Here is a 3,085-nt window from a genome sequence, read left to right on the forward strand (position 1 = left end):
CCCCGGTTCCGCGCCCCGCCGCGATGGCGGTCAGCCAGTCGTCGGTGTTGGCGACGGTCAGGGTGGCGGCGGGGCGGGCGGACGGCGGCCACAGTTCGGGGGTGGTGGTACCGGAGACGGTGTTCAGGACGACGGTGCCGGTCGCCAGATCGGCCAGCCGGAGCGTGGCGCGGGAGGCGAGGGGGCCGTCCGCCGCCACGGCCGCGACCCGCTCCTCCTCGTACAGCACCTCCGTGACGAGCCCCGGCGCGTCGACGGGGCCGCGGAGCAGGGCGGCGTCGACCTCGCCGCGGGTCAGCCCGGCGGTGCGGTCGTCGATCCGGCGGAGTTCCAGCGGGGTCCGCGGGTAGCGCTCCTGCCAGCCGCGGAGCAGCGGGGTGGTGTAGCGGCCGAACGCGGACCAGGCGTGGCCGAGCCGCAGCGGCCACCGGCGCAGCCCCTCGGTGTCGGTCGCCGCGTCGAAGGCGGCGACCGCCGCTGCCGCCCGGTCGCGGAAGGCGACGCCCTCGGGGGTGAGGGCCAGGTGGTGGGTGGAACGGTCGACGAGCCGGAGGCCGAGATGGCGCTCCAGGGCGGCCAGGGTGCGCGACACGGCGGGCTGGGTGAGGCGGAGCCCGGCTGCGGCCCGGGTGATGCTGGACTCCTCGGCGACGGCGAGGAAGGCCCGCAGATGGCGGATCTCGATGGCGCGGTGGGTGTTTCCGGCGCCGCTGCCTGCGCTCTTGCCCGCGGCGCCGTCCGCGCTCTGTCCCGTGCTCATGCGTGTGGAGCATAACGGGAGCCCAATCGGCATTTCACGTGCCGCGCGCGGGTGCCTACGGTAAAGGGATGGGCTGCACGGAATGAGTGCAGTATCTTCAATGGGACAGTGCATTGTGTTGCACTTTTTGCTCCGTGAACTCAGAAAGTCAGGCCACAGGTGAACGACCAGGGCACCGCCGCAGAACCGGCCGCCGCAGTCGCCGTCCCGGAGGCGGTCGCCGCCCTCGGCGAACAGGGCGGCCCCGTCGGCGCCGGAGGGCGCAGGGCGGCGCTCGCCCCGGTCGCGCTGGTGGTCGCGGGCGGGCTCTCCGTCCAGTTCGGCTCGGCGGTCGCGGTGCTGCTGATGCCGAAGGCCGGCGCGCTCGGTGTCGTCACGCTGCGGCTCGCCGCGGCGGCCCTCGTCCTGCTCGTCGTCTGCCGCCCGAAGCTGCGCGGCCACTCGCGGGCCGACTGGGGCACGGTGGTGGCCTTCGGCCTCGCCATGGGCGCTATGAACACGCTCTTCTACCAGGCCGCCGACCGCATCCCGCTCGGCGCCGCCGTGACCCTGGAGGTGCTGGGCCCGCTCGCCCTCTCGGTGATCGCCTCGCGCCGGCTCGTCAACGTGGTCTGGGCCGGGCTCGCGCTGGGCGGTGTGCTGCTGCTGAGCGGCGGGGGCTTCGACCGGCTCGATCCGGTGGGCGCCGTGTACGCACTCGCCGCCGGCGCCATGTGGGCGGCGTACATCGTCTTCAGCGCCCGCACCGGCCGCCGCTTCCCGCAGGCCGACGGACTGGCCCTGGCGATGGTGGTGGCGGCCGTCCTCTCGCTGCCGCTCGGCATCATGGAGTCGGGCTCGAAACTCCTCGTCCCGTCCACGCTCGGCCTGGGCGCCGCCGTCGCGCTGCTGAGCTCGGTCCTTCCGTACACGCTCGAACTCATGGCGCTGCGCCGGCTGCCCGCGCCCACCTTCGCGATCCTGATGAGCCTGGAACCCGCGATCGCGGCCGCGGCCGGCTTCCTCATCCTCGACCAGGCCCTCTCCACCACGGACGCACTGGCCATCGCGCTCGTCATCGGCGCGAGCATGGGAGCGGTACGCAGTCAGGTGCGGGGCGCCGGGAAGCGGTGAGGGCGAGCGCGGCCGGATGATCCCGTTCCGGCTGCGTGGCCGGGCCCGCGAACCTAGTGTGATCGCGATATCCGACCTGGAGGAAAACATGCCGGAACGCGACGATCTGCTCGCGCTCGTGACCGACCAGCGCACCAATTTTCTCTTCACCGTCGAGAATCTCGACGACACCCAGGCGCGCGCCCGCACGACCGTCAGTGAGCTGACGCTCGGCGGACTGCTGAAGCACCTCGGGCTCGTGCAGCGCAGCTGGCTGGACGTGGTCGCGGGCACCGCCCCCGCGAAGATCGACTGGGCGGACCTCGACCCCGACGGCAACCGGATGACCGACGCGGAGAAGCTGCCCGAGCTGCTGGAGGCCTTCCACGCAGCAGCCGCCGACTTCGACCGTACGGTGCGCGAGGAGGCCGACCTCGACCGCGAGGTCACGCTGCCGGAGTACCCGTGGTCGCCCCCGGAGCCCGTCCGGTGGACCGTCCGCCACGTCCTGTGGCACATCTTCCGCGAGATCACCCACCACAGCGGCCACGCCGACATCATCCGCGAGGCGCTCGACGGCGCCAGCACGACGCTCAGGATGAAGGAAGCGGCGGAGAAGGGCCAGTAGCTCCGGTCGCGCTCCGGCGGCGGACCGTCAGCCGAGCCGGCGTGTCAGCACCTGGCCCGGCCAGTCCCCGGACATGAAGCGGGAGGCGGGGGCGAAGCCGTTGCGCTCGTAGAAGGCGACCAGTTCGCCCCCACCGCCCGACCAGCAGTCGACCCGCAGCAGCTCCACACCGGCCCGCCGGGTCTCCTCGGCGGCATGGGCCAGCAGCGCCGCCCCGATGCCCAGACCGGCATGCCGGCGGTCCGATACCAGCAGCCGTACGTACCGCTCCGGTTCCCCGGCCGCGGCGATGGGCATCTGCGGGCTGGGCCCGGAGCCCAGCACCATGGCCCCGACGGGTGTTCCGCCCAGCTCCGCCAGGTAGGGCGTCTGCTCGGTCGTGTACCGCCGCACCCGCTCCGCCCCGCCGGGCTTCTGCGAATACGGTGTCGTGCCCCACTGCTGGGTGTTGCCGCGGCCGTTCATCCAGGCGACCGCCCCGTCCAGCATGTCCAGAACGGCGGGTGCGTCGGCCGGGCCGCCCGGCCTGATCCGTATGGCACGTGCGATGTCGTGGTTCACGGATGAAGCCTGGTGTTCTGTCCACGGAGGTTGGGTGCGGAGGT

At 73.1% G+C, this 3,085-nt stretch carries 4 protein-coding genes; 2 read left to right on the plus strand and 2 right to left on the minus strand.

All coding sequences use genetic code 11. The features are described from left to right. On the minus strand, nucleotides 1–793 hold a 793-nt coding region (locus tag JGS39_RS38430), incomplete at its 3' end, for a LysR family transcriptional regulator (RefSeq protein WP_219574408.1). Between the two features lie 126 nt (nucleotides 794–919). On the opposite strand from JGS39_RS38430, the gene JGS39_RS38435 reads away from it, so the two are divergent. Both JGS39_RS38435 and JGS39_RS38440 read left to right on the plus strand, forming a co-directional pair. Beyond that, nucleotides 920–1,873: an EamA family transporter gene (locus JGS39_RS38435; RefSeq protein WP_219574409.1), complete on the plus strand. Its 954-nt coding sequence runs from the start codon at nucleotides 920–922 to the stop codon at nucleotides 1,871–1,873. 88 nt (nucleotides 1,874–1,961) lie between these two features. After that, nucleotides 1,962–2,480 carry a DinB family protein gene (locus JGS39_RS38440; RefSeq protein WP_219574410.1) on the plus strand — a complete coding sequence of 173 codons (519 nt, stop codon included), beginning with the start codon at nucleotides 1,962–1,964 and terminating at the stop codon, nucleotides 2,478–2,480. A 27-nt stretch (nucleotides 2,481–2,507) separates the two neighbouring features. On the opposite strand, the gene JGS39_RS38445 is transcribed toward JGS39_RS38440, so the two are convergent. Next, nucleotides 2,508–2,969 (minus strand): GNAT family N-acetyltransferase, encoded by a 462-nt coding sequence (locus JGS39_RS38445; protein ID WP_219574411.1) that lies wholly within the window; start codon nucleotides 2,967–2,969, stop codon nucleotides 2,508–2,510. Nucleotides 2,970–3,085: the final 116 nt, after the last annotated feature.

It is taken from the genome of Streptomyces poriferorum (genome assembly GCF_019399235.1).
In the GTDB taxonomy this organism is placed as follows: domain Bacteria; phylum Actinomycetota; class Actinomycetes; order Streptomycetales; family Streptomycetaceae; genus Streptomyces; species Streptomyces poriferorum.